The sequence below is a fragment of the Synechococcus sp. SYN20 genome (assembly GCF_014279555.1).
In the GTDB taxonomy this organism is placed as follows: Bacteria; Cyanobacteriota; Cyanobacteriia; order PCC-6307; family Cyanobiaceae; genus Synechococcus_C.
On the sequence record NZ_CP047959.1, the window covers coordinates 823,578 to 847,630 of the forward strand.

Below are 24,053 nucleotides of genomic sequence, written 5' to 3' on the forward strand. Positions count from 1 at the left end.
ATCCGAATCGTGCTCAATTCATCCCTTCCGATGTTTGCTCTCGAATCCAGTAGCTAATCCTTAGGGAAGTTTTTGTTCTCTGATGCCCCGGCTTGAAACCAGTCTGTTGATCTTGGCTTTGCTCGGTGGGGGGCTGCCGCTTGGAGGTCCTGTTCAAGCCGCGGATGCACCAAGCCACTGTGAATCCAACGTGGGATCCCCTTCTGATCTGAAGGAGCTGAAACACGGTCTTGTGCAGGGCTACCTCGCACAGGACACTCTTCCTGATTCCCTAAAGCTGCTTGCTCCGCCGCCTGCTCCAGGATCAGCGGCACAGGCGCTTGATGATGAGTACGCCAACCTCAACATTGCTCTTCAGGAGACCCCACGCTGGAACCAAGCCGCAACGGATGCCGATCTCAACTTCCCTGCTGCTGCGTCAATTTTTTCCTGCAGTTTGGGAGTTGAGATTTCTGAGGAGCGAACACCCAGGCTGTACACGCTCCTGCGTCGCTCACTGACCGACGCGGGACTTGCTTCTTACAAAGCAAAGATGCATTACCAACGGCCTAGGCCATTCGTGAGCAATAGACAGTCGATCTGCACCCCTGAAGATGAGTTGATACTCCGATCCGACGGTTCTTATCCGTCGGGGCACACATCAGTGGGCTGGGCCTGGGCTCTGATCCTCAGTGAGATTGCTCCAAGCCAACAGGATCAAATTCTCCAACGTGGGATTGAGTATGGAAAGAGCCGAAACGTCTGCAATGTGCACTGGTACAGCGACGTGCAGGCGGGGCAGCTCATCGGCTCAGCAACCGTGGCCCAGCTGCACGCCAATCCCGTCTTTCGCGCTGATTTACGTGCAGCAGCAGCAGAAGTTAAGGCGCAACAAGCGCTGAATCAAAACGCAAACGGCATCGACTGCGAGCTCGAGCAACAAGCGCTGCGTCCCTGAACGACTTATCCCATGACCAAGCCATGCCCTCAACCCTTGTCCTGAACGCTGATTTAGACGTCTGCCCAGCCCTTGGGACGTGGATCATCAACAACACCCAACTGCTATCTGGGTTTTCACTCTTGATCGCAGAAGACGTGCTGCAGGAGCTCGCGAAGCGCTATCCCTTGCAGGGCCTCTCGATCGTTCAGGCTCGGGCGATTCGCCAAGGCGGAGATATTGCGATGGCCGCCACGATCCTCAACGGTGAGATCAGTGGTCTCATTCACTTCCCCTCACCCCCTGAACGTCATGCCAGGGATGTGTTGTCTGAGCCGTTGGTTCGTGCAGCACTGCTCCAAGACCTGCCGGTTGCCCTGAATCCAGCGACGGCATCGGCGTTGATGCAGGGCGTGAAAAGAAGCCGCAGGGGGTATCTGATTTTTAATCCCGTCTCCGGTCAAGGAGATCCTGAAGCCGAGCTGGCCGAAATTCGCTCTTATCTTGAACCTCAGTTCATGCTGCAGATTTGGAGAACTCGATCTGACTTAGACCCAGCGCAACAAGCCAAAGACTTGATCAAGGAGATCAATGCCTTTGATGCTGAAGGGGAGGGAGATTCGATCATCATTGCCTCGGGCGGCGATGGCACGGTTGGTGCCGTTGCTAGTGCCCTTCAAAACAGCAATATTCCCCTTGGCATCATTCCCCGTGGCACCGCCAATGCCTTTTCGGTTGCGCTGGGAATTCCTACGGGATTGAAGGCCGCTTGCACTAATTTGCTCCTTGGCAACCTGCGTCGGGTTGATGTTGCTCTGTGCAATAACCGACCGATGATTTTGTTGGCTGGCCTCGGCTTTGAGGCAGGAATGGTTGATAAAGCGAGCCGTGAATTAAAGAACATTCTCGGACCCATGGCCTACATTTTTTCAGGTGCCCGGCAGCTGGTGGATCAGCAACCTTTCCGCGCCACAATGCAGATTGATGGAAAGGAATACAGGCTTGATGCCAGCGCGATCACGATGGCCAATGCCGCTCCGGCCACATCCGTGATGGCCCAGGGTTTTGGAGAGGTGATTCCAGACGATGGATTGCTCGAGGTGATTGTCGCTTCTCCGAAGGACCGCATCAGTGGGCTTTCGGTGCTCTCAAGTCTTGCTTGGTCAGCGATCATGAGCAGTAGCGCCAATCACAACAACAACATTGCTTGTTTTCGAACTAAAGAACTACAAATTGAACTGGATGATGTTCAGAAATTGGTGATCGATGGTGAAGTTCTCGATGCGAAAACGATTACTTTGAGTGTGAATTCTGGAGCCCTGCAGGTGGTCGCTCCAATCCCCTTGAAATCTTGAACTTCGCCAGTGATCCCAGCATCCAGCGGAAGATCAGCAAGATGGCCGCTCGCGTGCGCTGGAAGCATCCAGAGCTGATTCGCCAAGGGATTGATCAGACCCGACTCGTGATTGACCAGGGGAATGACAACCCCGGCATCGACGATGCCTTTCACTTTTTGGTTCTTGGCGATAGTGGTACTGGTCGTCATCGCTTCCAGAGTCCTCCCCGTCGGATTGCTGAACGACTGCTACCCCATAAGGCGGATGCAGCATTTCTGCTGCACACCGGAGATGTGGTTTATCTGGTTGGCGCTTTGGATCAGTACCGCGCCAACTTTCTAAGGCCCTACCGGGAATGGCTTGATCACGGCAACGCTTGGAAAAGCATGAGCCCTGAAGGCTTGGTCTTTAATCAACCATTTTTGCCAGTTCCTGGTAATCACGATTACTACGACCTTTCACTGCCTATTGCCTTGCTCGCGGGGCTGACCCTTCCGTTGCGCCGCTATTTGCAATGGTTTGATGATGTCGATGCTGGCTGGCGCGGCTCTCGGCAGGGTGAGACCTATGCCCGCGTGTTTTTGGATGTTCTGAATCAAATCCCCCCAGCCCGGCTGACGGACCATCTCGAGTTGCATTACGACGCTGTTTGGGATGGACATCGATGTTTGCGATACCGGCCTGGTGTGAACACGCGTCTCCCCAATCGTTATTTTCGTTTCCGACAGGCTGGTGTTGATGTGTTTGCGATCGATTCGAACACCCTGATGACGCCCGAAAAACCAACGAATAATCTTCGCAACTTGCGAGGAGATTTGCGCAGTCTTGAAGAACGTCGAACCACTCTCTACAAAACATTGGCGAGTAGCAACCTCGATGAAACCCACCGAGATGAACTGTTTGATGCGTTGGAAACGCTCCAGGAGGAATGCTTCGATCTTCAACGTCAAATTAAGCAACTCAATCAGATCAATCAAGCAGCGCTAGTTGATCATGAGCAACTGGAATGGCTCAAGGAGGGGTTAATCACATCCCATCGCGATCCAGAAGTGAGGGGCAGGATTTTGACGATGCATCACCCGGCCTATGTCACCGAGAAAACAAAATGCAACCAGGCCGATACGCATGCGATTCGCAGGCAATTGCGCGCTGTTTTCGATGCTGTTGTGAGAGCCCTCGGGGAGGAGCTCGGATCGGCCAAACCCGTTGATCTTGTGCTCAGTGGGCACGCCCATTGCCTAGAGGTGCTTCGCACCCATGACACGGGACATGCAGACAGCCACATCAACTGGGTGATTTGTGGTGGCAGTGGCTATGGATTGCGAGCTCAGCGACGGGAAGGTGCTGAGATTACGGAACAAACAGTGGATGGAAAGACCAGGGTGGTGGCAACGAGCGAGCTGTTTATTGGGCGAAACTCGACTGATGCAGGGGGACGCGATGGCTACAGCGGTTTGCGTGTTGACGTTGCAGAGGGGCGCCCCCTCACCATCCGTTTAACGCCTTTGGTGTCGTGCCGAGATGGCAAGAGTTGGCTGGATGCAGATCCTGATCCGATCAGCTTGAGGTCGTGAACTCTTGATTGAACGAATCACTGATTGCGTTGAACCATCCTGAGCTGGTGGCTGATCCATCCAGGGCCCAATAGGCCAAGAACGATGACGCTGTTCCCTGGAAACTTCCGCTGCAGAGTCCGATCCCAGACCACCAGAGCAAAGGTTGATGCAAGCGATTGTGCAGTCTGCTTAGCAAGATTAACAAAAGGCAGCTTATGATTAAGCTTGCAAATAATGGTGCTTTAAGTGTGACAACGTAACCGATCGCAGCGGAAATAAATAAGGGCTCAAGTTGGATCCTCTATGAGGTTTTAACTTGAGCGGGGCTTTATTAATTGGATCGTTTTGCATGGTTGTGATTTCGTTGTTTTCGACGCATTAAGCCTGTGATGTGGTTTTTTTGCGCCATTTCATGAACGGTACAGATCCGATTGCTGTGATCACGACGTAGCCCACGACAGCAGCCTTAATGTCCATCGCGCCGGGAGCCATCTGTTGAACGATCAATAACGCTAGGCCTGGATTGCGCATGGAAAGAACCAGCGGAATAGTGCTGCGCTCAACACTATCCTCGCCCGCAATCGCAAACCCTAGAGCGAGTGCGATCCAGGTGAGGATCAGCATTAATAAGGCACCTTTGAGGTTGCCGATCAGCATCGGCGCTGCTTGTGGTAAAGCCACAATCAGGATTAAGACCAAGAGGGCTAATAACAGCGCAGTTGCTATTTTTTGAATCAGTGAATTCCAGCGTTCCGCCCACTCACTTCGCCATCGTCGGAGTGATACTCCCACCAGGAGTGGAATCAACTGCACGGTCAAGATCTGGAAGGCAACGTCTTGACTTGGGATATTCCACACGGTTTCACCTGCTTCGCTTGGCAGCTGACTGACCCAAAGCGGGACGCTGATGATGGCTGCGCAAGCTGTCCAAAATTGCAGCCTTGTTGCTAATTCAGGGTTCTCCACTAGTTTTCTGCTCTTCAAGGCAATCATGGGAGCGCTTGGGCAGATTGCCATCAGCATGACTGCCATTTTGATCGCAGGCGAAAGACCATCTCCCAGAGGACATTGCAATAGCAGAAGTGCTGCGATTGGCATGGCAACGCAGGTGGCAAGCAACACGCGAATGATCAAAGCAGGCCTGCGCTTGAGAAGCCCGAATTGCAGGCTGGGCAGGTTGAGGCCCAGTGACACCATGATGAAAAAGAGGACCAGTGAAATCAGGAGTGACATCGGAATAGGGAAAGATGTTTTGACAAAGGGGGAATGGTTGCTGGCTCAGATCAATCCGGAAAGCAGCAATAAGAATGCCAAGACTCCGATTACCAAAACAGATGTTGCTGTGGCAATCGAATGGGAAGGCTCGTCTTGGTAGAGGTAGGGGTCGCTGCGTAGCCGAATGAGTTCACGTTTGTGTTTGCTGTGAGTTGGAAGTGTGATTCTTTCTGCCCTTTGCGAAATCCATTGAGGGAATAGGGCGCAATCGGTTTGTTGTACATCAGGTGTTCATCGGCCAGTCCTGTGGCTTCAAAACAAAAACTCATGCAATCGGCTTCTCTATCTCCATTCAGGAGTAGGCGTTGATTGGTGCGGTTTTCTAGCAGGACCATACTGCCTATTTCTGTCAGGCTGAACTGTCCATGCAGTGCACCTCAGCTGACTTGAATCACGTCAAAGGATTTTCCGATCAGAATGAACAGCTGCTTCAGTTCGCTTGCAGAGTGAAATCCAATTGTTATGTGCTAATCAACCTGATCACTATTTGATAGTTGTGAGAAGGTTTCAAGATGCGATGAGCTGATGATGCTGGCAGACACGATCGTTACTTAGACCTCCTCATTGTAAGCGAGTTTTTCTGCATCAATGATTTTGATGCATCGAGGGAGTGTGCGTCTTGAAGGAGTAGGGATTGGTCTTTCTCAACTTCATTTTCGCTTACATCGTATGGATCATGTTTGCTTTCGAAAGTGTTTGCCTTGGTGATTCGCCAAAGTGATTTTGATAGGAAGCTGAAAAATGTCCTCGACTTGAGAAGCCAAAATGACTTGCAATTTCTCCTACCTTATTTAGCTTTAGTTCCCTGCGTAGCTCTTTGGATCTGAGGAAATGGTTCACTTCCTCGAGGCGGATTAAGCGAAGCAGCTCCATTGGTCCCATTCGGAAGTTTTCTTTGCAACCTTGTATGAGAGTGCGCCTTGAGCTAAAGAGAATGTTGCTGACATCATCAAGCTTGAGCGGGTTTGTGCTGTTATCGAATCCCCAACTGATCAATTTGCAAACCAGTTGTTGGCGTGGTACTAGTTCGAATGCCTTGAAGGAGTGATTGTTTCTGCTTGAAAGCGCTTCCAGCATCAGCGCGAAGATCTCTCCTGTATGCAGTGAACGCAATTCTGGGTTGTTAGATGGGTTGTTTAAATGCCAGCAAAGATTGTTTGCAATTGCAGAATAATGTGCTGGATTTAGCTGTAATGAATTGCTGGTATAGAGACTATCCCGTAATTCAAACGCTCCGCAGCACTCAAGAAATCTACAGAATTTTTTGGCTGAGGTGATGGCGATAACAGTTGTTGAGCTTGCTGTTAATTGGAAATGGCTTTCGTTGAGATCTAGTTTGAATCCATGCAGGGAATGGGATTCAATGGATTGGCAGTAAACTTTGTGATCAGAATGGTTTCCACTCGTTTCTAAACTAAACGTGATGCAATCTTGTCCGCGTTCGCCGTTGAGTAAAAGCAGCTGATTGGTTTGAATACTAAAAATGCTGAGCTCATTGAGGTGAACAACAGAGAAGTGGCCTTGAAGTTGACCGGTAGACAGCTGTAAAACATCAAATTGTTTGCCAAGCCTTAAGAGCACAGCGGCTAATTCGCTGGCGGAGTTAAATTTGGTACTCCAACTAATGCTTTGCGATGAGCCGGGAGGGACAGAATATTGGCTGGTTATTGCGCTTGGGGTCTGCAACATGCTCGGCTCCTCACGCAATGGTGTGCAAATTATGCATAGTTTTCTCTAAAAATGGCAATAAAACTCCCTAAGTACTTTGTTGGGGACCATTGCGGTTTCGAAATGAGCCTTCGTTCTGTCCCTGCGGGCTGCGGGTTTCTAGATTTGTGATGTCTGTGTCTCGCCTTTTCGATGTGCTGGTCGCTGGGGGATGCATTCGCCCCACCACGCTGCTTGCTGGGTTAAGGCATGGATCCGTGTCCCCAAGGCGTTTTCCCGTTGCGTTGTTGCTTACGGCCAGCGGCTTGGCGGTCGAGCCGTTTGCCTGGCTGCAAGCCCTGATCTATGGGCGCAGGATTCAGGCTTGCGCCTGCCCTGATAACCCAGTGGTGGTGATTGGTCACTGGCGCAGCGGCACCACCTATCTGCACCAGCTGTTGGCGGCTGATCCAGCTGCCGCCACCGCTCGCAACCACTTCACGATTGCGCCGCAGGCCGCCTTGGTGCTGAAACCGCTGCTCAAGCGCCTGTTGAAGTGGGGGATGACACAGCATCGCCCCATCGATGCTGTGCCCTGGGGAGCAGAGGATCCCCAGGAAGACGAGGTGGGGTTGGCCCGGCTCACCATGGACACCAACATGGCGGGCATTGCTTTTCCTCAGCACTACCCAACGCATTTCCGCCGCGCTGTGCTCAACAGCACGCCCGAGTTTGAGCAGACGTTGCTTCATTTCACTCGCCTTACCTGGTTGCATGAGGGAGCTGGTAAAAACCACCTGGTGATCAAAAATTCTGCGCATACCGCACGGGTTGCTTTGCTACTGCGTCTGTTTCCGCGGGCCCGGTTTGTCTATCTGTACCGGTGGCCGATCGATTCGATTCGTTCGCTTGCGCAGGTCAAGCAGCGGTTAGCTCAATTGGTAGGCCTGCAAGAGCCTCCATCCAGCCTGCGTCAAGTGGAGGAAACAGCGGCGGCCCATGACCAATTGCAAGAGGCCTTTGCTCGGTCGCGGCATTTGATCCCCAAGGGGCAGCTGGTGGAGATCGCTTACGACGACTTGGTGCAGTCACCGCTGAACACGCTGCAGCGGATTTACGGCGCTCTTGAAATTGGAGGCTGGAACTCTGCGCGCGAGGCGATTGCGGCCCGCATTGCCAAGGGCAGGGCGTATCAAGCGGAGCCTGTTGTCTTGGAGCCGGAGGCTGAGCAACGCCTTCAGGCGTTGCTCAGCTGAGCCGGTGTGATCCTTTATTGACCGAAGGCCACCTGACAGGCCGCATTCAGCAATTGGGCCTCATTGGCATTGAGCGGTGCTCCGCCGTTGAGGGTGCCATCGCGGCAGTTGGCGTTGAAGCGCACGGTGTTGTAGCCGTTGTCGGCTTCAAAGCTCACCACATCCCCCGTGGCCGTCACGCTGGGGTAATACAGCGTGTAATCAGAGTTGGGAACATCGATGTAGCTCACTTGGCTGGACTGCGCTGAATTCACCAGGCTGTTGATGGTGCCAAAGGTGGCCATGCCAGCGAGTCCCCAGGCGGCTGCTTGACCCGGGTACCAACCCCAGTTGTTGTAATAGGACCCGCCATACCAGCCGTTGTTCCAGGGGCGATTGTTCGACCAGTTCGATCCGCTGTACCAACCGTTGCCGTAGCGATCCCAGTTGTTCACGGCATCGCGGCGGGTCTCGGCACGATTGTTCACCCGATCACTGCGGCCGCTCTGGCGTTGATCCGTGCGGCTCGTGCGTCCCTGCTGACGGGAATCAACATTGCTGCTGCGCGAGTTTTGGCGCGTTCCGCGGTTGTCGGTGCGGCTGGTTTGGCGCGTATCTCGGGTGCCGCTGCGCGCGCTTTGCCGGTTGCTGCTCGTGCTGCTGCGTGTGGTTTGGCGGTTGCTGCGGGTGGACTGCCGGCTCCCTTGGCGGCTGCCGCTGTAGGAACTAAATCCGGTGCGGCCACTGCTGGAGCGACTGCTGGAGCGCGAACCACTGCGACGAGAGCTGCTGCGCGACCCACTGCTGCGCGATCCACCACTTCTGGAGCCGCCCCCGCCGCGTCCGCCGCGTTGGCTGATCAGCAGCTCTTCTGTGGCTGATGTTGGTGCGGCAGACGTTGGTGTGGTCTCAAGGGCGGAGAGGGCGGCTGCTGGTTGCAGCATTAGCAAAACGCCGATCGCTCCTGCCAGGCCTTTTGTTTTGGCTTTGTTCGTCATTTTTGAATCGCCTCCATCAGTCGATCGCAGCCGTTGTCAAAGCAGGTCACATCCACGCGGCCGTTGCCGGCAAAAGCCATGCCGAGGCGGGTGCGGCCTTGAATGGCCTGCCCCCCTTGGGTCAACACATCGGCCAGAAAGGTGGGATTGTTGACGCAAAAGGCCTTGCTGTTGAAGCAAAGCTCTTCCTTTTTGAAATTGATCGAGGCGTTTTTCACCGATGTCCACGGTGCGCCTTGATAGGCCTGTCCTTCGATGCGGACGTAGGGGTCTTCCATCACGCGGTAACTCACCGTGCGTGAGCCAAAGCGATGGCGATATTCCGTGGTGTCATCCACATCAATGGCCTTCACTTGGCAAGAAAAGTTGGGGGAGGTTGGGGTGCTGCAGGTGGTGTCGAGCACGTAAAGCTCCTCGGCAAATACCGCTGGAGCACCAAGGCCGCTGCAGAGCGCCAGCAGAGCTGTCAGCACCTTGCTTCGTTTGGAAACAAGCATGAAAAGGGTGGATGCGCGGAGGAATATGACCTCCATCCCTTCAAGATGGCCACAACGCTTGCGGTGTGGTGAAAATGTGCACCAATGGGATCAAGGAGCGCCGGCAACGTCTGCACGACATTCTTTTGGCCCTCCTAGCCCAACAGGGTGATTTAGAGCTGATGGATGTGGATAATCCCTCTGGTTTGGTGGCTGGGGGCAGCCGCGATGCACCAGCCGATGCAGCCCGCTGGCTGGAGCGAAATCGTCGGGTGTTGCAGCGCTATCAAGCGCTGGTGCGTACAGCGGTCACGCTCGATGCCCTGCTTGATGCGGAAGACGGTATCGCTCAGGAACCTTCTTGATGGAGCAGTTGTTGCTCGCGGCCAATGATCAACAGCAGCAAGCTGATCGCAAACAGCAGCCCCGTGAGCACCGCCACGACCAACATCGTTCCGGCTAGCCCCTGGGTGTAGGCCTCACGCAGCAGCTTGAGCCATTGCTGAGACGCCGATCCCTCAAGCGAGATCGGGCTATTGCGCAAAAACAAACGAATCTGCTCATCGCGTTGGGGCAAATGCTCCAAGCCCAGTCCGGCGGCTTGCATGCGGCTGTGCAGATCATGGAAGCCAAAGCCGCTGATCATCGTGCCGCTGGCGGCGAGCCCAAAGGCAAAGCCCAGCTGGCCGCTGGTGGTGCGAAAGGCCAGCACTGATCCAAAGCAATCCTGCGGTGCTTCCTGCACAAACAAGGCGGATTGCGGCACCGCCACAAAGGCCAGGCCGAGGCCGGCCAGCATCAGGGCCGGCAGAAGCTGCCAATAGGGCGTTTGCACTTGCACGATGGCGAACAGAGCGAGGCCGAGCACCAGCGTCAGGCTGCCGCCCGCCATCAACTCCAAGGTGCGCCGGCCAGGACCCATCCAGCGCCCCGCGTAGATCCCCGCCACGCCAAAACAGATCAGGAAGGGCAGCTGAGCGAAGGCCACCGCACTGGTGCTGTACCCCTGCACCAGCTGCCAGAAGTTGCTGGTTTGCAGCTGCACCACCGCTTGGGCCACATTCCAGCCGATCCCATTGATCACCGCTGCGGCAAAGAAACCACGCAGGTACAGCCGCGGCGGAAACATCGGTTTGCGGCTGCGCCGCTCAAGGCTGATGTGCAGCACAAACAACAGCAGTCCGCTGCAGGCCGGCAGCCAGAAGCTGGGGCTGCGCAGCCCTAAAGCGGCGTGGTTGATGCCAAATAAAAACAGCACCATGGCGATCGCGATGCTCGCCAGGCCAGGGAGGTCGGGCTTGAGGGCGCGATTGCCTGGAATCGCTGGCAGCAGTGCTGGTAAGAGCAGCAGGCTGGAGCTGCAAATGATCGGCACCAGCAAAAAAGACAGGCGCCAATGGATCGTGGCCATCCAGCCACCGATCAGGGAGCCGCTGATGAAGCCCACCACGATTAGCAGGTTCCAGAGGCCAAGGGCTGCGTTTACGCCAGCGGCGGGTGTCACGAAGCGCACGCTGGCAAAGGTGCTGGTGAGCACCGAGCCGAGGGCGATGCCGGTGAGGGCACGGCCGAGCAGGAAGAGGCCCGCCTCGCCGGACAGCATTGAAAGCAGATTCCCCAACAGAGCCAGCAGCAGCGAGGCTGCCAGCACCCTGCGCCGGCCAAAACGATCGCCGAAAAAGCCCATTACCAGCACCGATGCGGCTTGGGCCAGGGTGGAAACGCTGGCGCCCAGGGCCAACACAGCGCCATGCATCTGCAAGGCATCACTGGCTTTCACCAAGGCGATATTGGCCACGCTGGGATCGATCAGCTGCAGGCTGGCAAGGATGCCCAAAAAGGGGATGCAAGCTAGCGATTGCAATTCCCTTAAATTGCCTACTCTCACTGGGTTCTCACGCGTTCTCCATCAGGGCATCGCTAACGGCGAAGGGGTGGGGGCTTGGCTGCCGGTGAGCCTTTAAAGGCTGCAGTTGCGAAGGGTTCAGTCGCCTAGCTAATAGCAAGGCCCTGGCTCTTCTGGCCAGCTCTGGCAATCTGGGTCCACTTTCGGCCTTTGCATGGCACCGCTCGGACTGTCCGCATTGCGTTCACGGCTGAGCCGCGGCTCATCAGCAAAGGACTGGCAACCACCAGAAGCCAGCTGGAGCCGTTCGTTTGGCTTGGGTTGGCAGTCCCCGTTCACGGTGCGCTACGCCAGCAACCTCGACGATGGCCCCTGGCATGGCATGCCCCTGGGTGGTTTTGGTGCCGGTTGTATCGGCCGCAGCTCCCGCGGTGACTTCAACCTTTGGCACCTCGATGGCGGTGAGCATTGGTACGGCAGCATTCCCGATTGCCAATTCGCGCTCTGGGAACAGCAGGGCGATCAGGTGCGCGTGCATGCCTTGGCCACAGAGCCAACGCGCGATGATTCCAGGCCGGAGTCGGGCAAACCGCTCAGCAGCTGGCAGTGGTATCCCGCTAGTACGGAGGAGACCAGCACCGGCACCTATGCCGCTCGCTACCCCCTGAGCTGGAACCACTACGAAGGGGTGTTTCGCGCTGGCGTGAGCTGCGAGGCGTTCAGCCCGATCCTTCCGGGTGATTATCAACGCAGCAGTTATCCGGTGGCGGTGTTCCGCTGGACGCTCAGCAACCCCACCAACAAGCCCTTAGAGCTGTCGTTGCTGCTGAGTTGGCGCAACACGGTGGGCTGGTTCACCAATACCGATTCCTCGGCGGAGGTGCACTTTCGTGATGACGGCAGCCCCGAGCACAACTACGCCCCGGCGATTGGAGCTGGCGAGGGTCAGAGGAACCGCTGGGTTGATGGCGATGGCCTGAGCGGGGTGCTGCTCGATGGCAAGCGCTCAACGCCGCTGGCGGAAGGGGAAGGGCAGTGGTGTCTGGCTCTGCCAGACACGCTGGAAGGGGTGGAGCTGATGCGCTGCAGCCGCTGGGATCCCAGTGGTGATGGTGCCGAGCTTTGGCAGCCCTTTGCTGCGGACGGGGTGATTCCCGATAGCAACAACGATCGCGCCAGCCGCAAGGGTGAGCACGCCAGTGCGGCGATCGCCGTGAAATTCACCCTCGCGCCGGGTGAAATCCGAGAGATTCCGGTGGCGATCAGCTGGGATCTACCGGTCACGAGCTTTGCGACGGGGGTGCGCGACCTGCGCCGATATAGCGATTTTTATGGCGTTGATGGTTGCCACGCGGCGGCGATTGCGGCAGAAGCCCTGCGCGATTGGACGTCGTGGCACGAGCAAATCGAAGCCTGGCAAGCGCCGGTGTTGGCGCGCAAGGAGTTGCCGGAAGAGCTGCGCATGGCGCTGTTCAACGAGCTCTACGACCTTGCCAGTGGCGGCAGCCTCTGGACGGCTGCTAGCTCCAAGGATCCCTACGGCCGCTTTGGGGTGCTCGAGTGCCTCGATTACGCCTGGTACGAAAGCCTGGATGTGCGTTTGTACGGCTCCTTTGCCTTGCTGCAGCTTTGGCCGGAGCTGGATAAGGCGGTGATTCGCAGCTTTGCCCGGGCGATTCCGGCGGCGGATGCCACCCAACGGCCGATCGGTTGGTATTTCACCCAGGGCCGCGGCCGGGTGGAAGCAGACCGCAAGGTGAAGGGGGCTACACCCCACGATTTGGGAGCACCGAATGAGGTGCCGTTTGATGCCACCAATTACACCGCCTATCAAGACTGCAATCTCTGGAAAGATCTCGCCAGTGACTACGTGTTGCAGGTGTGGCGCACGTTCAAATTGGCGCCCACCGGAGAAGATCTGGGTTTTCTGGCGGAGTGCTGGCCAGCGGCGGTGCAGGCGTTGCACTACCTCAAGCAATTTGATGTGAATGACGATGGCCTGCCCGATAACGGCGGCGCCCCGGATCAAACCTTTGATGATTGGCCGCTGAAGGGGGTGAGTGCCTATTGCGGTGCGCTCTGGATTGCGGCCTTGGAGGCGGCCTTGGCGATGGCCCAACGACTGCAGCTGGAGTTGGGATTGGAGACCGGTGAGGAGCAGCACACCTTCAGTGGCTGGCTAGAGCAATCACGCGCCAATTTCGACAAGCTCCTTTGGAACGGCGAGTACTACGACATCGATGCCGAAAGCGGCACACCCGTGGTGATGGCAGATCAGCTCTGCGGTGATTTCTATGCGCGCTTGCTGGAGTTACCACCGGTGGTGAGTGAAGCCAACAGCCGCAGCACCTTGAAGGCGGTGAAGGAAGCCTGCTTTGACAACTTTGCTGGCGGATCGCTCGGGGTGGCCAATGGCTTGCGCCGTGATGGCACGCCCTTGGATCCGAATGGCACCCATCCCCTGGAGGTGTGGACGGGGATCAATTTTGGAATCGCCAGCTATTACCGCTTGATGGGAGAGGGCAAAACCGCAGAAGCGATCTGCTCAGCGGTGGTCACCCAGGTGTATTCGGGGGGCTTGCAATTCCGCACCCCAGAGGCGATCACTGCGGTGAACACATTTCGGGCCTGCCACTATCTGCGGGCGATGGCGATCTGGGGCCTCTGGGCCACGCATACCGATTGGGAAACGATTCCGGGCGCGCAGCGGGCTTGAAGAGTGAACAGTTGAGTCAGCCCTTTACCAGCTTTTGATTCTCTAGTTGACCAAAGTTGATCAAATGAGTGGTTTCTATTGGCTTCGGTTTTTGTTTTTACGCCTGCTCTTTGAGTAGGATTTTTTGTTTGTTGCGGCCCAGAAGTAATTAGTCATGATTTGTTGAATTTGGGGCATGTTTGCGTTCAGTCCTGCTGTCAAAATTGTTGTTGAGTTTGGAAAAGTACCGATTAATCATGGCTAATTGCTGTTCTGAATAGAGCTGCCAAGTTTTCTCAGTAGCTGCCACTCTTGCTTTTGCTGTGCACTAAATGCATCGCGATTGGATTGGTCTTTGGTCTTAGACCTGTTGGTTTGGTATTGGTAAATTCTTTGCTGCTGGCTATCGATTAATCGATCTTTTATTCCTTGCTCTATTCCTTTTTGATCTTCATTCATGTCTGATTTCTTTGGCGGTGGTATGACTTATCAGGCCAATCCTGCAGGATCTGATATCACTGATTTTGATCCAACAAGAGATCGCCTTGACTTTGGTGAGATTTCTGTTCATGGCCTCATTCTTGGTGCCTTGCCTGATGGCACAGCAGCGATTGTGAATCCCTGGGCCGATCAAGTACAAGCAATGCTGGGTTTAAGTTGGAACGATCTCAGCCTGGATAATCTTGGTGTTGTTGGTAATGAACACCTGCGCCAAGACATTGGAGCTGTGCTGTCTTGGGAGAAAAATATTGGTGCTCGAGAGCCGGGAACCGTGTACGTGCGCTCCCATCAGTTTGGTGTTCAAGAGGTGATTAATGACTTTGATCCTCAAACCCAAAAACTAAGTTTTCTGTATACGGGCACACGCGAACGCCTGTTTGTTGTTGATACGGATCAGGGATTGTTGATTCAGTTTGAGCCCACAAATCAAAGTGTTCTCTTAAAGGGAGTTCAGCGCAGCGAGTTGATCGGCGCCAATCTCGAGTTTCATCATGATCAGGTGATGGAAGACAACCTCGAAGTTCCTTTTGGCTTCACGGAAGACGAGGTTTCCCTGGTGAGCCGAGCTGGTCTGCTCACACCCCAGGCTCCCAGTGGTGCTTCCACCGATGGCGAACAGGTGCGAGCTGGTCAGATGGTGAGTCCTGACTTCACCGTTATGGCGATGGAGTCGCCTCACTCCATGCATGACCATTCAATGCATCAGCATTCGATGCCTGGCGATGGCATGTCTTCCGAAGGAATGGCTGCCATGGGCAAGACCATGGTGGTTTCAGATATCGACACTGTTTTGACGAGTGCAGCTGAACTTCAGGCCTCGGTTGCGGGCCAACTTTATTCCGGCGGAATGGGTGGAACGCTCACACTCTCAAACAATTCGAATGTTGGGCTGCAGGATTGGTCGTTCACTTTCTTGACCAATCAACCCGGTTTTGAGAGTTGGTCGGCGGAATCCTCCGTGACTGATCTCGGTGGCGGTACTTATCAGGTGATGATCACTCCTCCAGCTTGGGGTCTTGAGATTCCGGCTGGTGGGTCTGTGGGTCTGTCTTTCAACGCAGGGAGTACGGGACTGTCGGATTCGGGGGCCCTCACCAATGCAATGTTTTTCGTTGAAACAAGCGTTGTGGGGGATCCTGCTTCCGTTCATAACGAAGTCAGCGGCACCGTCGCACCGATTGTTGGTGAAACACCTGTTGTTGTTGAGACATCACCTGTTGATCAGACATCACCGCTGATCGATGCCCCCTCTGTAATGCCAGATCCGCAAGGACTCTCTGTGTCGGCCACGATCACCGACGGATGGTCTGGGATCTTCGCGGGCGAAATCACCGTGACCAATGTTGGTGATGGTTCTGCCGGAAACGATTGGAGTGTGGATGTTGTGATGGATGCTCCACTCACAATGGTTAGCAACTTTGAAGTGACGTCTGCGCTGCGTAGCGATGGTCGCTACGACGTCTCCATTTCTCCGAAGTCATGGGCTGCTCCATTGGCTCCAGGTGCCTCGCAGGCGTCCTATTACCAGGCAGCTGGTGAGTTCATCGACCCTGCTCAGGTGTTTGATTTCAGGGAGAGTGTTGTTGTTGCAGAAAGCCCAGCTTCAACACCAATGGTTGAGCCCTCTATTGAAGCCACTGTTGCAACCTCGGTTGATGTTCAGACTCCGAATGGGGGTAGTGATAAGCGCATCGTCACCTATTTCGAGGAATGGGGTGTGTATGAGCGCGATATCAATCTGTCTGATGTGAATGGGCAAGCGATGACCCATCTCAACTACAGCTTTTTTGATGTCAAAGCCGATGGCTCTGTTCAGCTGTTTGATACTTATGCAGCACAGGAGAAGCGCTTTGATGCTGCTGATCAAGTGAGTCGTACCTTCACAACAGCTGAGTATCAGGCCGTTGATCCAGCTCTGATTGCTGCTTACAACTCAGATCGCTACACCATCACTGAAACGGCTGACTCTGTCACGGTTACCAGTGTTCCCGTTGGTTGGAATAATGCGGGACCTCAAGATGCCGGTAATTTCGAGCAACTGAGCCGCTTCAAGGATCTCAACCCCAATGTTGAGCTTGGCTTTGCCCTTGGTGGATGGACGCTCTCCGATGAGTTCAGCACGGCCTTTGCAACGCAAGCAGGCCGTGATCAGTTCACAAGTGATGTGGTGGATATTTTCAACACCTATGAGTTCTTCAGTGTGGTGGATTTTGATTGGGAATACCCCGGCGGTGGTGGTGATTTGGGAAATGCATCGAGTTCCAATGATGGGGCAAATTTTGCTTTAGTTCTGGAACAGTTGCGCAGCGAGCTTGATGCACTCGAGTTGCAAACTGGCGGAAACTATGAGGTCTCGATCGCTACGGCGGGAGGCTCAGAAAAACTCGCCAATCTCAATCTTGCTGGAATCGATTCCTATGTCGATTTTTACAATGTAATGACCTACGACTTCCACGGAGGTTGGGAGAATCAAACGGGGCATCAAGCCGCGATGACAGGTGATGCCAACAATTACGATGTCACCACAGCGGTGTCTGTCTTTGAAGAAGCTGGGGTTGCCCTCAATAAGGTTGTTTTAGGAGCTCCTGCTTATACCCGGGCTTGGGGTGGTGTTGAGGATGGTGGCACCTTTGGTTATCAACAATTAGGCATGGGTGCTGCGGCGCAAGGGTCATTTGAAGCTGGGGTTTATGACTACAAAGACATCGTGTCTGATGTCATCACGGGGCAGACCAATCTCTACTGGGATGACAACAGCAAAGCGGCCTTTATCTATAACGGTGATGAATGGAGTTCGATTGAAACCACCGCCACGATTGCTGGCAAAGCCGCTTATGTGCAAGAGAAGGATCTCGGTGGAATGATGTTCTGGGCCATAAGCAATGATGCTGAGGGTGATCTGAGTTTAGTGAAAGCTGCTGATGACATTCTTCGTCAGGGTGGTTCCTATTCGGAAGCGGTTGAGAATGCCCCAGAGTTTGATGCTATTCTTGGCGGTAATGGTGTGTTTAGTGTGAGTGATTTTACTGCTTTTGCTTGAATCAAGTTTCGCTCATTGCTTTTAAAAAAAAAAGTAATGCTAAGACCCATGCATCAGCTCAATCCTTCTTCCGATTAGGGGGGAGGATGTTTTTATTTTTGTCTTTCTGAGGCCTTTGAGTCCCGCAGTCCTTGCAGGCAGCGCCGATGATGGCTGCATCGATTGGTTTGAAGGAATGGGCGTGCTGCGTCGACTTTTGGTTTCCTTGTTAGCGGCGATGCTGCTGCTGCTGATCACCCCAAATGCAGCCCTTGCTCAGGTGCATCAGCACAACGATGAGGCTGGAGCACCGATGCTGCGCAGTCTTGAAAGTTTGCGTGACCTTGATTACGACAGCTGGCAGGCCGTTGCCTATCGCACTGGGAAGCCAGGAAATCCGGTGGTGCTGCGGATTGTGGGCTATCCCGGCAAGGTCAGGCTCGATCATCCCGTCTCGTTGCTTGTTCAGGCTGGAGTGAGGGAGTGGAAATTAGACGACATCACTCTTGAGAATTCTGCTCTTGCCAGTGATGGCCGTGAAGCTGCCGCCGAATTTGCGCTTGATCCTCTCCTCGCTGATCTGAGCAACAATCGTCCGCTGCGTTTGTTTCTCCCCGGCGTGTTCAACGAATTGCCCGTTCCTCCCTATGTGGTGGGTGAATGGCGCGACGTCCAAACCCAGCCGCTGAGTTGATGCAGACCGGCCCCAATCGCTGGACGGTTTGGATGCGCCGGGCGCTGCAATTAGCAGCCTTGGCGGACGGCCAAACCAGCCCCAACCCCTTGGTGGGGGCAGTGGTTCTTGACGTGCAAGGAGCCCTGGTGGGCGAAGGCTTTCACGCCAAAGCAGGCGAGGCGCATGCCGAGGTGGGTGCGCTTGCCCAAGCTGGGACGCGCGCCAAGGGCGGCACGATCATCGTCACGCTTGAGCCCTGCTGTCATCAGGGCCGCACGCCCCCCTGCACGGAGGCAGTGATTCAGGCCGGCATTCAGCGCGTGGTCGTCGCCCTTAAAGATCCTGATCCGCGAGTGGCTGGTGGTGGCATTCAGCGTTTGAGAGATGCTGGATTGGAGGTGATCACAGGGGTGCTGCATGCAGAAGCGGCGCAACAAAACCGAGCCTTTGTGCATCGCGTTCAAACCGGACGTCCCTGGGGCCTTCTCAAGTGGGCGATGAGCTTGGATGGCCGCACCGCCCTGCCGAATGGCGAAAGTCAGTGGATTAGTGCCCCTCCAGCTCGCGCTTGGGTGCATCAGTTGCGGGCTGACTGTGATGCGGTGATTGTGGGAGGCGGCACCGTGCGCGCTGATAACCCCCTGCTCACCAGCCGTGGAGCCCGTTCGCCCGAACCCTTGCGCGTGGTCCTGAGCCGGAGCCTTGACCTGCCTGCTTACGCACAACTTTGGGACACAAGCCTGGCATCAACGCTTCTTGCCCATGGGCCAGCTAGAGCTGATCGCTCTCTGCCTGAGGGCCCGGAACCTCTTGAACTTTTGGCCAGCGAGCCCTTGGACCTTCTGGAAGCCTTGGCTCAAAGAGGCTGCAACCGGGTGCTTTGGGAATGCGGCCCGGCCTTGGCAGCAGCAGCTCTACAGCAAGGGTGTGTGCAGGAGTTGGCGGTTGTGATTGCCCCCAAGCTTCTTGGAGGCACATTGGCGCGAACGCCCCTTGGTGACCTGGGTTTCTTGGAGATGGATCAGGTCATTTCGCTGTCAGCGCACACTGCAGAGCGGTTGGGGTGTGATCTGCTCTTGCGAGCTCTTACTCAGGATCCTTAACCCAACCTTTTGATCGAATACTTCAAGATCTTCCCTTGGCTGACCTCTGCACTCACCGTCGATCGTCGTGCTCAAAAATGTCTTTTTCTTCCACTTGGTTGGTGTAGCGACCGATCAGAACTCCCATCACCACCGCTAAATAAAGCGGTCCAATGATTCCTGTCACCACCGCCAGCATCCGCGAGACCGGCATGACCGGTTGGATGTCTCCAAAGCCCACCGTGGTTAAGCAGATAAAAGCGAAATAGTTGATTTGGGAAAAAGCTCTCACGGAAACCAGCACGCTGGCGTTGGGCCCACTGGAAGATTCTTGAAGGATGTTGAGTGGTTCGAAACTGCCTGGCTGAATGGTTTCCACCGCACTCATCACCAATCCAGCGGTGAGACCCAAAAGCAGATAGCCAGCGGCCGCACCCATCAGCAAGCCAGCCGTCACTTTGCGTTCCTGGGAGAGCCGTTCCACCAAGCGGATCACGCTCCAGCCCACCAAAACACTCCAAGTGAGCACGAGTGGTACGCCGCTCACCACCCAGCGCACAGGCGTGATTTGCCACAACAGCAGGGCACTAAGAGCTCCGAGGCCTAGGAGCTGGTACAAACGATCTCCCAGCGTCAGCGTCTCTTTGCGGATCATCACCAATTGCGTGAGCAGCAGGGCGATGAGGCCGTAACCCAGGGGGCCGATCCAGCTCAAGCGTGGAAAAGCAAAGCTCACCAGCACGACAACGCACAGGCCCAGAAGCAGCTCATAGATTTTTTCTCGATGGCGGCGCTTTGATCGATCTGATTTCATCTTCAGAGCATTCCGCCAGGCTCAGGATTCCAACAATCGCGAACGCCAACGAGCCCAGCAAGGTGCTTGGTTTGCCTGTTGTTCATGGTCCTTGCGAACGCACTGGCTGGTCTAGACGCCAAGGCGTTCGGTTCTCCTCCCAGTACGCGCACCCATCAGGGAAACAACCGACTTAGTTTGGTGCGCAATTGGGAATCAGCTTCATGGCGATTCGAGAAGACGACAATCGCCCTAATCGGCGCTTCGGAATCATCAATCTTGTTTTGATCGGTTTCGGAGTGTTGTTGCTGCTCAGCAGCTTCATCCCCAACCAAGGCATGCAGCAGGTGCCTCGGGTGCCTTACTCACTTTTTATTGATCAGGTGAACGATGGGGCGGTCAAGCGCGCCTTCATTACCCAAGATCAGATTCGCTATGAGCTCAGTGAGGTTGAGGAGGGTGCCCCCTCCGTGCTCGCAACCACGCCGATCTTCGATATGGATCTTCCCCAACGCTTGGAAAGCAAAGGCGTTGAGTTTGCTGCTGCTCCGCCCAAGAAACCCAATATTTTCACCACGATTTTGAGCTGGGTTGTCCCCCCGCTAATTTTCATTCTTGTCTTGCAGTTTTTTGCCCGTCGCTCGATGGGCGGCGGCGGAGCTCAAGGTGCACTTAATTTCACCAAGAGCAAAGCCAAGGTGTATGTGCCTGATGAGCAATCACGGGTTACGTTCGCCGACGTGGCAGGTGTCGATGAAGCCAAGGATGAGCTCAATGAAATTGTTGACTTCTTAAAAACACCTGAGCGCTACACCGAGATTGGCGCACGCATTCCCAAGGGTGTGTTGCTTGTTGGCCCTCCAGGTACAGGTAAAACGTTGCTCTCCAAAGCCGTGGCTGGTGAGGCAGGTGTTCCCTTCTTCATTATTAGCGGTTCTGAATTCGTAGAACTCTTTGTGGGAGCTGGTGCTGCTCGGGTTCGTGACCTGTTCGAACAGGCCAAAAAGAACGCTCCTTGCATCATTTTTATTGATGAACTCGATGCGATCGGTAAGAGCCGTTCAGGTTCGATGGGTGTGGTTGGCGGTAATGACGAGCGTGAACAAACGCTGAATCAACTGCTCACCGAAATGGATGGTTTTGCCTCCACAGATAAGCCTGTGATCGTGTTGGCTGCTACGAACCAGCCTGAAGTCTTAGATGCAGCCCTACTTCGTCCTGGTCGCTTTGATCGTCAGGTGCTCGTGGACCGTCCCGACCTTTCTGGTCGTAAAACAATTCTTGAGATCTACGCCAAAAAAGTAAAACTTGCTGATGCTGTCGATTTAGACAAAATTGCTCAAGCGACCAGTGGTTTTGCCGGTGCCGATCTCGCCAACCTGGTGAATGAGGCAGCCCTCCTGGCGGCGCGTAATTACAAAAAAGAAGTGGTTCAGGGCGACCTCAATGAAGCCATTGAGCGGGTTGTTGCCGGCCTTGAGAAAAAGAGCCGGGTAATGCAAGACGACGAGAAAAAGGTTGTTGCTTACCACGAGGTTGGCCACGCGATCGTGGGTCACCTCATGCCAGGCGGCAGCAAAGTGGCCAAGATTTCGATCGTGCCCCGCGGCATGAGTGCCCTTGGCTACACCCTGCAACTCCCTACCGAAGAGCGTTTCCTCAATTCTCGCGAAGATTTGGAAGGTCAGATTGCCACCCTTCTTGGCGGTCGCTCTGCAGAGGAAATTGTCTTCGGCAAAATCACGACAGGAGCTGCCAATGATTTGCAGCGCGCCACCGATATCGCTGAGCAGATGGTTGGAACCTATGGCATGAGCGACACCCTCGGTCCCCTTGCCTATGACAAGCAGGGCGGTGGTCGTTTCCTTGGCGGAAATAACAATCCCCGCCGCGCGGTGAGTGATGCCACGGCTCAAGCGATCGATCGTGAAGTGCGTGGCTTAGTGGACCGTGCCCACGACCAAGCTCTGTCGATCCTGCGTCAAAACATGGCGTTGCTCGAAACGATCTCCCAAAAAATTCTTGAAAAAGAAGTGATCGAAGGCGATGACCTCAGGGAGATGCTCTCGGCCAGTGTGATGCCCGAAGAGCAATCCGTTGCGGCCTAGGTCCCTGCTCTGACTTTAGAGCTGCTTCCTTTTTGTTTTGACTCGCTGCATGAACTGCCCCCTGAAGGGGGCAGTTTTTTTGTGTGTTCGCTGAGCTCCAGCCGCCGCGAACAGCATCGGTTCCAGCACGAAGGGGGCAGGAAGGCTTGACGAGCAGCCCTTTCATCCCCGATAACACTCCTTTGAAGCCGCTGGCATGGATAAGGGCGTTGCTGCTGTTCTCACCTCCTTAAGCGGGCGTGATTACCTGTCGTCTGCAGACGTTTCTGCGCAGGAAACCCAGGCTCTGCTCGACCTTGCGCGCCAACTGAAGTCTGGTGACCGGCGCATCGATCTCGGCAATCGGGTGCTTGGGTTGATCTTCACCAAGGCCTCCACGCGCACCAGGGTGAGCTTTCAAGTGGCGATGGCCCGCCTCGGTGGTCAAACCGTTGATCTCAATCCCCAGGTCACCCAGCTCGGTCGGGGTGAACCCCTAGAAGACACAGCCAGGGTCTTGAGCCGTTTTTGCGACGCTCTCGCTGTGCGCACCTATGCCCAACAGGAGCTCGTGGATTACGCCTACTGGGCTTCGATTCCGGTGATCAATGCGCTCACGGATCTCGAACATCCCTGTCAGGCCTTGGCTGATTTCCTCACGATGCAGGAGGCCTTTGGTGATCTGCAAGGCCAAACCCTCGCTTATGTGGGAGATGGAAACAACGTGGCCCACTCCTTGATGCTCTGCGGTGCCTTGCTCGGCGTAAATGTGCGCATCGGCTGTCCCGATGGTTTTGAGCCCCTTCCCGGGGTGCTGGATCAAGCCCGAGCCCTTGCCGTTGCTGGCGCTCAGATTGAGGTCACCAGCGACCCGGTGGCGGCGGTGCGCGGCGCCCAGGCGCTGTATACGGATGTTTGGGCGTCGATGGGCCAGGAGGAGGAGCAGGCGGAGCGGGAGCAGGCCTTCAAAGGGTTTTGCTTGGACGAGGCCCTGCTGGCAGAAGCGGATCCCAAAGCGATCGTGCTGCACTGCTTGCCTGCCCATCGCGATGAGGAGATCAGTGCCAGGGTGATGGAGAGTGCGTCCAGCCGGATCTTTGACCAAGCGGAGAATCGCTTGCATGCCCAGCAGGCGCTCCTCGCTGTTTTGCTGGGTGGTTTGTGAGCGCATCGCCCCAGGCGTTTTCCCTGCCTGGAGGGGCGATCACGGTGGTTCTTATTCATGGATTTACCGGTTCGCCTTCTGAGATGGAGCTTCTCGCTGCTGCCTTCAATGCCGAGGGCTACGGCGTGGAAGTTCCCCTGCTCGTTGGTCATGGCACCACCCTCAGCGATTTGATGGAGGTGCAGCCACAGCAGTGGATCGACCCTCTCGATGCCTTGATCACTCGTCTGTTAGTAGAGGGGCAAACAGTGGTGCTGGCAGGGTTGTCGTTGGGGTCGATTTTGAGCCTGCAACTGGCGTTGCGTTACCCGCAAATTAAGGCTCTTTTGCTGTACTCACCCCCCATTCGCAGCGGAGACCCCCGCCGCTTTTTGGCCCCTTTGCTGATCCGATTCACGCAATCGCTGCCAAAGCCCGCCTCTGATTTCTTTGATCCGATCGCGGCCCAGCGGCTTTGGTCTTATGACCGCTATCCCGTTGCCACCAGTGCTCGCGTGCTCGATCTCATCTCCTGCACGCGCAAGCAGCTCTCCAAGGTTCAGCAACCGCTGATGGTGATTGCGAGTCGTCGCGACAAGGTGATTTCAGCCAGTGGCATTGAGCTGTTGATGCGCAATGTGCAGTCCTCTCCTCGAGAGCTTTGCTGGTTAGAGCGCAGTGGGCATGCGATCACGGTGGATGCTGAATGGATGGTGGTGCGTGATCTCAGTCTCAACTTTTTACGTAAGATTTTTTCAACGTCAACTTGA

The 24,053-nt window shown here is 55.2% G+C and carries 22 protein-coding genes; 12 read left to right on the forward strand and 10 right to left on the reverse strand.

What is annotated here, in order from left to right; translation table 11 throughout:
- The first annotated feature begins 82 nt into the window (after positions 1 to 82).
- From SynSYN20_RS04315 to SynSYN20_RS04325, 3 genes are read left to right on the forward strand one after another with little or no spacing between them, the layout of a single operon-like run.
- Positions 83 to 937 carry a phosphatase PAP2 family protein gene (locus SynSYN20_RS04315; protein WP_186524866.1) on the forward strand — a complete coding sequence of 285 codons (855 nt, stop codon included), beginning with the start codon at positions 83 to 85 and terminating at the stop codon, positions 935 to 937.
- A gap of 23 nt (positions 938 to 960) precedes the next feature.
- Positions 961 to 2,271: a diacylglycerol kinase family protein gene (locus SynSYN20_RS04320; RefSeq protein ID WP_186524867.1), complete on the forward strand. Its 1,311-nt coding sequence runs from the start codon at positions 961 to 963 to the stop codon at positions 2,269 to 2,271.
- Entirely contained in the window at positions 2,268 to 3,827 is a 1,560-nt protein-coding gene (locus tag SynSYN20_RS04325; RefSeq protein ID WP_255476370.1) for a metallophosphoesterase, read from the forward strand. The genes SynSYN20_RS04320 and SynSYN20_RS04325 overlap by 4 nt, the downstream gene beginning before the upstream one ends.
- Here SynSYN20_RS04325 and SynSYN20_RS04330 read toward each other — a convergent pair.
- From SynSYN20_RS04330 to SynSYN20_RS04345, 4 genes are all read right to left on the reverse strand, one after another.
- Positions 3,811 to 3,981 (reverse strand): hypothetical protein, encoded by a 171-nt coding sequence (locus tag SynSYN20_RS04330; RefSeq protein WP_186524868.1) that lies wholly within the window; start codon positions 3,979 to 3,981, stop codon positions 3,811 to 3,813. The two genes, SynSYN20_RS04325 and SynSYN20_RS04330, sit on opposite strands and share 17 nt — an antisense overlap.
- 206 nt (positions 3,982 to 4,187) lie before the next feature.
- The gene (locus SynSYN20_RS04335) at positions 4,188 to 5,042 is read right to left on the reverse strand and encodes a bile acid:sodium symporter family protein (RefSeq protein ID WP_186524869.1); all 855 of its coding nucleotides are present in this window, start codon (positions 5,040 to 5,042) and stop codon (positions 4,188 to 4,190) included.
- A gap of 89 nt (positions 5,043 to 5,131) precedes the next feature.
- Positions 5,132 to 5,419 (reverse strand): hypothetical protein, encoded by a 288-nt coding sequence (locus SynSYN20_RS04340; protein ID WP_186524870.1) that lies wholly within the window; start codon positions 5,417 to 5,419, stop codon positions 5,132 to 5,134.
- A 325-nt stretch (positions 5,420 to 5,744) separates the two neighbouring features.
- Positions 5,745 to 6,773: a helix-turn-helix domain-containing protein gene (locus tag SynSYN20_RS04345; protein ID WP_186524871.1), complete on the reverse strand. Its 1,029-nt coding sequence runs from the start codon at positions 6,771 to 6,773 to the stop codon at positions 5,745 to 5,747.
- 149 nt (positions 6,774 to 6,922) lie between these two features.
- Between SynSYN20_RS04345 and SynSYN20_RS04350 the strand changes: the two genes are divergently transcribed.
- On the forward strand, positions 6,923 to 7,987 hold the full coding sequence (locus SynSYN20_RS04350) for a sulfotransferase (RefSeq protein WP_186524872.1): 1,065 nt from the start codon (positions 6,923 to 6,925) through the stop codon (positions 7,985 to 7,987).
- Between the two features lie 14 nt (positions 7,988 to 8,001).
- Here the strand turns inward: SynSYN20_RS04350 and SynSYN20_RS04355 are convergent, their stop codons facing one another.
- Positions 8,002 to 8,964 carry a hypothetical protein gene (locus SynSYN20_RS04355; protein ID WP_186524873.1) on the reverse strand — a complete coding sequence of 321 codons (963 nt, stop codon included), beginning with the start codon at positions 8,962 to 8,964 and terminating at the stop codon, positions 8,002 to 8,004.
- On the reverse strand, positions 8,961 to 9,461 hold the full coding sequence (locus SynSYN20_RS04360) for a hypothetical protein (protein ID WP_186524874.1): 501 nt from the start codon (positions 9,459 to 9,461) through the stop codon (positions 8,961 to 8,963). The genes SynSYN20_RS04355 and SynSYN20_RS04360 overlap by 4 nt, the downstream gene beginning before the upstream one ends.
- 74 nt (positions 9,462 to 9,535) lie before the next feature.
- Here SynSYN20_RS04360 and SynSYN20_RS04365 point away from each other — a divergent pair, with 74 nt between their 5' ends.
- Positions 9,536 to 9,805, forward strand: a complete 270-nt coding sequence (locus SynSYN20_RS04365) for a hypothetical protein (RefSeq protein WP_186525447.1) — start codon at positions 9,536 to 9,538, stop codon at positions 9,803 to 9,805.
- On the opposite strand, the gene SynSYN20_RS04370 is transcribed toward SynSYN20_RS04365, so the two are convergent.
- Complete coding sequence (locus SynSYN20_RS04370) at positions 9,790 to 11,277, reverse strand: MFS transporter (protein WP_255476371.1); 1,488 nt, start codon at positions 11,275 to 11,277, stop codon at positions 9,790 to 9,792. The genes SynSYN20_RS04365 and SynSYN20_RS04370 overlap by 16 nt on opposite strands.
- 223 nt (positions 11,278 to 11,500) lie before the next feature.
- Between SynSYN20_RS04370 and SynSYN20_RS04375 the strand changes: the two genes are divergently transcribed.
- Positions 11,501 to 14,002 (forward strand): GH116 family glycosyl hydrolase, encoded by a 2,502-nt coding sequence (locus SynSYN20_RS04375; RefSeq protein WP_186524876.1) that lies wholly within the window; start codon positions 11,501 to 11,503, stop codon positions 14,000 to 14,002.
- A 240-nt stretch (positions 14,003 to 14,242) separates the two neighbouring features.
- Here the strand turns inward: SynSYN20_RS04375 and SynSYN20_RS04380 are convergent, their stop codons facing one another.
- Complete coding sequence (locus tag SynSYN20_RS04380; protein ID WP_186524877.1) at positions 14,243 to 14,440, reverse strand: hypothetical protein; 198 nt, start codon at positions 14,438 to 14,440, stop codon at positions 14,243 to 14,245.
- Between SynSYN20_RS04380 and SynSYN20_RS04385 the strand changes: the two genes are divergently transcribed.
- The 3 genes from SynSYN20_RS04385 to ribD all read left to right on the forward strand — a co-directional run bounded on the left by SynSYN20_RS04385 (position 14,439) and on the right by ribD (position 19,280).
- Positions 14,439 to 17,522: a glycosyl hydrolase family 18 protein gene (locus SynSYN20_RS04385; protein WP_186524878.1), complete on the forward strand. Its 3,084-nt coding sequence runs from the start codon at positions 14,439 to 14,441 to the stop codon at positions 17,520 to 17,522. The two genes, SynSYN20_RS04380 and SynSYN20_RS04385, sit on opposite strands and share 2 nt — an antisense overlap.
- A 175-nt stretch (positions 17,523 to 17,697) precedes the next feature.
- On the forward strand, positions 17,698 to 18,195 hold the full coding sequence (locus SynSYN20_RS04390; RefSeq protein WP_186525448.1) for a DUF3122 domain-containing protein: 498 nt from the start codon (positions 17,698 to 17,700) through the stop codon (positions 18,193 to 18,195).
- Positions 18,162 to 19,280, forward strand: coding sequence for a bifunctional diaminohydroxyphosphoribosylaminopyrimidine deaminase/5-amino-6-(5-phosphoribosylamino)uracil reductase RibD (gene ribD / locus SynSYN20_RS04395; protein WP_370586707.1), 1,119 nt, complete (start codon positions 18,162 to 18,164; stop codon positions 19,278 to 19,280). Before SynSYN20_RS04390 ends, ribD begins: the two co-directional genes overlap by 34 nt.
- 52 nt (positions 19,281 to 19,332) lie before the next feature.
- On the opposite strand, the gene SynSYN20_RS04400 is transcribed toward ribD, so the two are convergent.
- Entirely contained in the window at positions 19,333 to 20,073 is a 741-nt protein-coding gene (locus SynSYN20_RS04400; RefSeq protein WP_186524879.1) for a potassium channel family protein, read from the reverse strand.
- 2 nt (positions 20,074 to 20,075) lie between these two features.
- On the reverse strand, positions 20,076 to 20,225 hold the full coding sequence (locus tag SynSYN20_RS14345; RefSeq protein ID WP_222929754.1) for a hypothetical protein: 150 nt from the start codon (positions 20,223 to 20,225) through the stop codon (positions 20,076 to 20,078).
- 51 nt (positions 20,226 to 20,276) lie between these two features.
- Between SynSYN20_RS14345 and ftsH the strand changes: the two genes are divergently transcribed.
- The 3 genes from ftsH to SynSYN20_RS04415 all read left to right on the forward strand — a co-directional run bounded on the left by ftsH (position 20,277) and on the right by SynSYN20_RS04415 (position 24,053).
- A complete protein-coding gene (gene ftsH, locus SynSYN20_RS04405; protein WP_186524880.1) occupies positions 20,277 to 22,160 on the forward strand; it encodes an ATP-dependent zinc metalloprotease FtsH in 1,884 nt (627 codons plus the stop codon).
- Positions 22,161 to 22,356: 196 nt separating this feature from the next.
- Positions 22,357 to 23,304 carry an ornithine carbamoyltransferase gene (argF, locus tag SynSYN20_RS04410; RefSeq protein WP_186524881.1) on the forward strand — a complete coding sequence of 316 codons (948 nt, stop codon included), beginning with the start codon at positions 22,357 to 22,359 and terminating at the stop codon, positions 23,302 to 23,304.
- Positions 23,301 to 24,053, forward strand: a complete 753-nt coding sequence (locus SynSYN20_RS04415; RefSeq protein ID WP_186524882.1) for a carboxylesterase — start codon at positions 23,301 to 23,303, stop codon at positions 24,051 to 24,053. Before argF ends, SynSYN20_RS04415 begins: the two co-directional genes overlap by 4 nt.

Excerpts from the sequence above, each read along its gene's own strand:
- SynSYN20_RS04315 (WP_186524866.1), top strand. The coding sequence starts at position 83 with ATGCCCCGGCTTGAAACCAGTCTGTTGATCTTGGCTTTGCTCGGTGGG.
- SynSYN20_RS04320 (WP_186524867.1), top strand. The coding sequence starts at position 961 with ATGCCCTCAACCCTTGTCCTGAACGCTGATTTAGACGTCTGCCCAGCC.
- SynSYN20_RS04335 (WP_186524869.1), bottom strand. The coding sequence starts at position 5,042 with ATGTCACTCCTGATTTCACTGGTCCTCTTTTTCATCATGGTGTCACTG.
- SynSYN20_RS04340 (WP_186524870.1), bottom strand. The coding sequence starts at position 5,419 with ATGGTCCTGCTAGAAAACCGCACCAATCAACGCCTACTCCTGAATGGA.
- SynSYN20_RS04345 (WP_186524871.1), bottom strand. The coding sequence starts at position 6,773 with ATGTTGCAGACCCCAAGCGCAATAACCAGCCAATATTCTGTCCCTCCC.
- SynSYN20_RS04350 (WP_186524872.1), top strand. The coding sequence starts at position 6,923 with ATGTCTGTGTCTCGCCTTTTCGATGTGCTGGTCGCTGGGGGATGCATT.
- SynSYN20_RS04355 (WP_186524873.1), bottom strand. The coding sequence starts at position 8,964 with ATGACGAACAAAGCCAAAACAAAAGGCCTGGCAGGAGCGATCGGCGTT.
- SynSYN20_RS04360 (WP_186524874.1), bottom strand. The coding sequence starts at position 9,461 with ATGCTTGTTTCCAAACGAAGCAAGGTGCTGACAGCTCTGCTGGCGCTC.
- SynSYN20_RS04365 (WP_186525447.1), top strand. The coding sequence starts at position 9,536 with ATGTGCACCAATGGGATCAAGGAGCGCCGGCAACGTCTGCACGACATT.
- SynSYN20_RS04375 (WP_186524876.1), top strand. The coding sequence starts at position 11,501 with ATGGCACCGCTCGGACTGTCCGCATTGCGTTCACGGCTGAGCCGCGGC.
- SynSYN20_RS04385 (WP_186524878.1), top strand. The coding sequence starts at position 14,439 with ATGTCTGATTTCTTTGGCGGTGGTATGACTTATCAGGCCAATCCTGCA.
- SynSYN20_RS04380 (WP_186524877.1), bottom strand. The coding sequence starts at position 14,440 with ATGAATGAAGATCAAAAAGGAATAGAGCAAGGAATAAAAGATCGATTA.
- SynSYN20_RS04390 (WP_186525448.1), top strand. The coding sequence starts at position 17,698 with ATGGGCGTGCTGCGTCGACTTTTGGTTTCCTTGTTAGCGGCGATGCTG.
- ribD (WP_370586707.1), top strand. The coding sequence starts at position 18,162 with ATGGCGCGACGTCCAAACCCAGCCGCTGAGTTGATGCAGACCGGCCCC.
- SynSYN20_RS04400 (WP_186524879.1), bottom strand. The coding sequence starts at position 20,073 with ATGAAATCAGATCGATCAAAGCGCCGCCATCGAGAAAAAATCTATGAG.
- ftsH (WP_186524880.1), top strand. The coding sequence starts at position 20,277 with ATGGCGATTCGAGAAGACGACAATCGCCCTAATCGGCGCTTCGGAATC.
- argF (WP_186524881.1), top strand. The coding sequence starts at position 22,357 with ATGGATAAGGGCGTTGCTGCTGTTCTCACCTCCTTAAGCGGGCGTGAT.